Raw genomic sequence first — 4,520 nt, 5'->3', positions numbered from 1 at the left:
GGCTATGGCAATGAACCAGTGGAATATCTCGTCATAATCAATCACGCTTTCTTCTGCCAGCTGTTGGGTTCCACCTTGGCTGCTGATGCGCTGATAGATTTGGCCCAAAGCCATCTGCCTGGTGCCAACAGGGATGTATGCTGCTTCCTTACAGTCGTTGACGAGCTTGCTTAGTAGAGCGCCATCGAGCTTCGACCAGACTTCTTGCTTTTTGTAGAGCATGTAGTCCGACGTGCCATCATTGCTGGGGATACGTGCCCCTACTTTTTCGTCTCCTAAACCAATGGCTAGGAGTCGGATTTGTTTGCCGTTGAGTTGCTCGATAGCCGAGCTGATGCCCTCACTTTGGTCGCCACCGTCACTGACTAAGACGATGTCGCGGTAGCCATGTTTGGAATCGGAAAAGAGCTTGTCGCAGGCTTTCAGCAGGGCATCTCCAATCCGTGTGCCGCCGTGAGCCACGCTGTCCGGGCCTGTTTTTTCGAGAGCCTCGAGGAAGAAGTCTTTGTCCATTGTGAGTGGGCAAACTATGGAGGACGAACCCGCAAAGACAACCAAACCAAAGCGATGGTCTTCCAGTGATTCGACGCATTCTGCTATCGAGAATTTGGCTGAGCTTAGCCTGTTAGGTAATCGGTCCTCTGCCAGCATGCTCTTGGATACATCGAGCATGAAGACTACATCTCGGCCGTCGCGAGCGATGAGTTTCGGGTGTGGATTGATGGCTGGTCGGCTGAGAGCGAGGATGATGGTGATGGCCGAAATGGTAAGTAGTGCCAGCCTCCATGGCTCCATAGAAACGTGCTCTGAGCGCCGGCCGCGTGATCCTTCTCCAAAGCCATGCAGGTCACGCCGTTGGAGCGTGAGGCGTAGACGGAATACCGCGATGAAGGCGGGTACGAGAAGTAGCAGCCATAGCATCATAGGTTGGATGAAGATTATTTCACTCATAGCTTGTTAAGGGGAGATGCGAAGCAGGGTGGCGTTGAGAATGTAGCGGAGCAGGAGCAAGCCCAAGGCAGCTAGAGCAAAGCGGCTAAAGGCATCATCGAGGTCTGAGAACTCGACTTCTTTCAGTTTGGTTTTTTCCAGCGTGTTGATTTCTTGGTAGACGGCTTGCAGCGAGTCTAAGTCATGGGCCGTGCGGTAAACGCCACCGGTAGCGAGAGCCATTTTCTCGAGCACTTGATCGGATTCCGAGACTGTTTGTGGGCGAAAGAATTTGCCTTCTTCGGTGGTGACTAGGCGTGATGGGCGGGTGTTTTGCAGGCTGATGGTGTAGAGGCGGATTCCCCATTCCTTAGCCATCGCTGCCGCCTGCATCGGCATTTGTTCGCCGCAGTTGTTTTCTCCGTCGGTGAGTAAGAGGATGACCTTACTTTTGAGGGCGCCCTCGCGCTCTTCCTGCGCTTTGAGTTGGGCTGCCGCCAGCGCTGTGGCGTCGCCATAGGCTGTGCCGTCCTCGTTGGGGCGGTCATTGATCGTGAGCTCGCGGATCATGTAGACTAGAGCATCGTGGCCGAGTGTCATCGGGCAGACATTGTCGGTGTACCTGGCGAATGAAATGATGCCGATCATGTCATCTGGCCGGCCAGTGAGTTCCGCTCCATCGCCGGCGACAAATTCCTCCATCACCTTTTTAGCCACCTCCATCCGAGTCATCGGTCCATCCTCGGTCTGGATGTCCATATCCATGCTGCTAGAGACATCTACTAAGAGTTGGATAGAAATTCCCTCGCGATCTTCTCGTGAATCCGTCGTCTCTATCTGAGGTCTAGCAAGGCAGGTGATGAGGCATGCTAGTGCGAGGTGCAAACAAAGTGGGGGGATGAAAAGCAGGCGTTGACGCCATGTGGTGGGGACGCCTTCGAAAAGACCCAGAGAGGGGTAGGCTATGGCATCTGCGCGTCGTTGACGACGCTGCAGAATCCACAGAACAGGAAGCAGGGCTAGCAAGAAAAAGGCGGACGGTGCTGCAAAAATCATGAGCCAATCTCCTTTCCGAAATTGTCAGTTAGTAGCTCCGAGCATTCTTGGTAGAGTGCTGCTATTTCAGAGCAATCCCCGCCTTGTTTGCTATATTGCAATGACTCGTAGCGCGATATGAGGAGGCGTAACTTATCGGGTGGGTTAGGGAGTTCACAGCAGAGGCTAGTGAAGTCGTGGCATGGTTTTGTGAGCTTTGCGCGTTTGGAATAGGCTTTGCAAAATACGGGCTCTAAGCGACTAGAAATTTCCTCGGGAGTGGCTTCAGTGAGGGCTAAGAAGTCGTCCATGGTAGCGGAGACGACGAGCTGCGACTGTCGGCTAGACTTCAGAAAAAAGAAGATACCAATGGCGGCGAGAAAGAGGGCAGATGCGACCCAAGGAAGCATCTTACCTGAGCTCAGCTGGTCTGCTGGATCTCGTTGGTCTGGGGCGATGTCACGGAGTTGGGTGTCGGCATCCACACCCACTGAAAGGACTTCGATTGTCACTGCTGAGGTCAGCACTTCACGCGATTCTCCCTCCTCGTTTTCTACTTTGATTCCGATGGGCGGGAAGGTGGTCTCACCGGGGAGATCGGGTTCTATTACGAAGCTGAGTAGGTGGTGGCTCCACGATTGTGAGTCAAGTTTTGCAGCTTGTGAGTTTAGCTCGGCAATAGTCCATTCGCCGAGCTGGCCCTCTAACTCGGGTAAGGTGATTTCGACGCCGGGAGCGTGTTTTATGCTGAGCGACACCTGGGCGCTTTCGTTAGTCTTCAGTGAGGACTGGGATATCTGTAAATGGAGGGAGACATCCGACAGTTCAGTTTGCTGGCTTAGCTCGAATACATCCTTCGCGGGATGCTCTTTTTGGCAAGAATTCAGCAAAGTTAGGAAACCACATGCGAGTGCGATAAGAAGGGAAATTTTAGAGAGCATCAGCACTGCGGTTGTTGCGCTCTTTGAGGAAGCGGATGATTTGAAAGAGGTAGTCGTCTTCGGTGCTTATGTGGAGCAAGTCGGCCTTTGCCTCGTGACAGATGTCGACCAATGCAGCTTTGCGTTGCTTCGCTTTTTCTTTGAGGCTCTGGCGGAGTTTGGGGTCGCGGCAATCAATGGTCCGCAGAGTGCCTAATTCTGCATCGCGCAGCTCTATCATTCCTCCGTTAGGCAGGTGGCTCTCACGCGGGTCACTAATGGCTACGCAGGAAAGGTCATGGAGGTGAGCTGTATCGCGCAGCGCGTCGGCGTAGTTCGTGTCGAGGAAGTCTGAAAAGAGAAAGGCAACACAACGACGGCTGCGCACTTGGTTAAAGTGATGCAGCGCTCCCGCGATGTCAGTGCCCGTCGTTTGTGTTTGATGGCGCAGCATGAGGTCGATCATGCGCATGACATGGTTCTTACCCTTCCTCGGTGGGATGTGTTGTTCCACGCCGTTGGCAAAAAGAATCAGTCCGACATTGTCGTGGTTGTGCGAGGCTGCGAATGCTAGCAGGGCGAAAATGCGTGTGACAACCTCGCGCTTGCTGTGCTCGCCACTGCCGAAATCTCCGGACTGCGAGATGTCGATGAGGAAGTAGAGCGAGAGCTCCCGCTCCTCCATGAATGTTTTTACATGCGGCTTGCCAGTCCGGGCTGTGACATTCCAATCGATCGACCGGACGTCATCGCCATGTTGGTATTCCCGGACATCTTCAAACTCGATGCCCATCCCCTTGAAGCTACTTCGGTATTCGCCCGCCAGCATCTCGAGCACAGCCTTGCGGCTGTGCACCTGGATGTGGCGCACTTTACTTTCGAGCTCTTTTTGGTTCAGCATGAGAGTTCTAACGAGTGGTTTACACCACAGTTTCTATAGTCTCTAGAATTCGACCGATGATGAATTCGACATCTTTCCCCTCAGCTTCCGCTTTGTAGGTGAGGGAGATGCGGTGGCGCAGGACGTCGGGTGCGATCCATTTGACATCGGCTGGGGTAACAAAGTCTCTGCCTTCTAGTAGTGCGTGTGCTTTGGCTCCTTTTATCAGGCAAATACTGGCACGTGGCGAGACTCCGTGATTGATCAAAGCGGGCAGGTCATCGAGGCCGTACTGCGCAGAGTTACGCGTGGCATCTACAATTCTCAGAACGTATTTCTCTAATGCTTCGCTGGTGTGTATGGTGTCGAGCGACTTGCGCATGCTGAGGATGTCATCGGAGCTCATGACCGAGCGGACAGCAGTCTTTGGCTTGCTCACCGCCATGCGTTTCATGATGGTGTGTTCTTCTTCTAGAGTTGGGTACTTGACCATGACCTTGAGCATGAAGCGGTCTAGCTGCGCTTCTGGAAGCGGGTAGGTGCCTTCTTGCTCTACTGGGTTCTGAGTCGCGAGTACGAGGAAGGGTTCATCTAGTGAATAACTTTCATTGCCGATGGTTACCTGCTTCTCCTGCATCGCTTCTAACAATGCACTCTGGACTTTAGCGGGCGAGCGGTTGATCTCATCGGCGAGCACAATGTTTGAAAAGAGGGGGCCTTTATGTGGGGTGAAGTCGCCAGTTTTTTGGTTGTAG

The 4,520-nt window shown here is 53.3% G+C and carries 5 protein-coding genes; all 5 read right to left on the bottom strand.

The annotated features are described in order from the left end of the window. The coding region (locus ABGY95_RS00730) for a VWA domain-containing protein (RefSeq protein WP_347439761.1) at positions 1–951 on the bottom strand (951 nt) is incomplete at its 3' end. Positions 952–957: 6 nt separating this feature from the next. Continuing rightward, on the bottom strand, positions 958–1,986 hold the full coding sequence (locus ABGY95_RS00725) for a VWA domain-containing protein (protein WP_347439760.1): 1,029 nt from the start codon (positions 1,984–1,986) through the stop codon (positions 958–960). Then, complete coding sequence (locus ABGY95_RS00720; RefSeq protein WP_347439759.1) at positions 1,983–2,906, bottom strand: hypothetical protein; 924 nt, start codon at positions 2,904–2,906, stop codon at positions 1,983–1,985. Before ABGY95_RS00720 ends, ABGY95_RS00725 begins: the two co-directional genes overlap by 4 nt. Beyond that, on the bottom strand, positions 2,896–3,786 hold the full coding sequence (locus tag ABGY95_RS00715; RefSeq protein ID WP_347439758.1) for a DUF58 domain-containing protein: 891 nt from the start codon (positions 3,784–3,786) through the stop codon (positions 2,896–2,898). Before ABGY95_RS00715 ends, ABGY95_RS00720 begins: the two co-directional genes overlap by 11 nt. Before the next feature lie 19 nt (positions 3,787–3,805). Continuing rightward, positions 3,806–4,520, bottom strand: a 715-nt coding sequence (locus ABGY95_RS00710) for a MoxR family ATPase (RefSeq protein ID WP_347439757.1), incomplete at its 5' end; no start/stop codon positions are given.

This window comes from Rubritalea sp. (assembly GCF_039830215.1).
Taxonomy (GTDB): Bacteria; Verrucomicrobiota; Verrucomicrobiia; order Verrucomicrobiales; family Akkermansiaceae; genus Rubritalea.
This window is presented reverse-complemented; position numbering and strand designations above follow the sequence as displayed.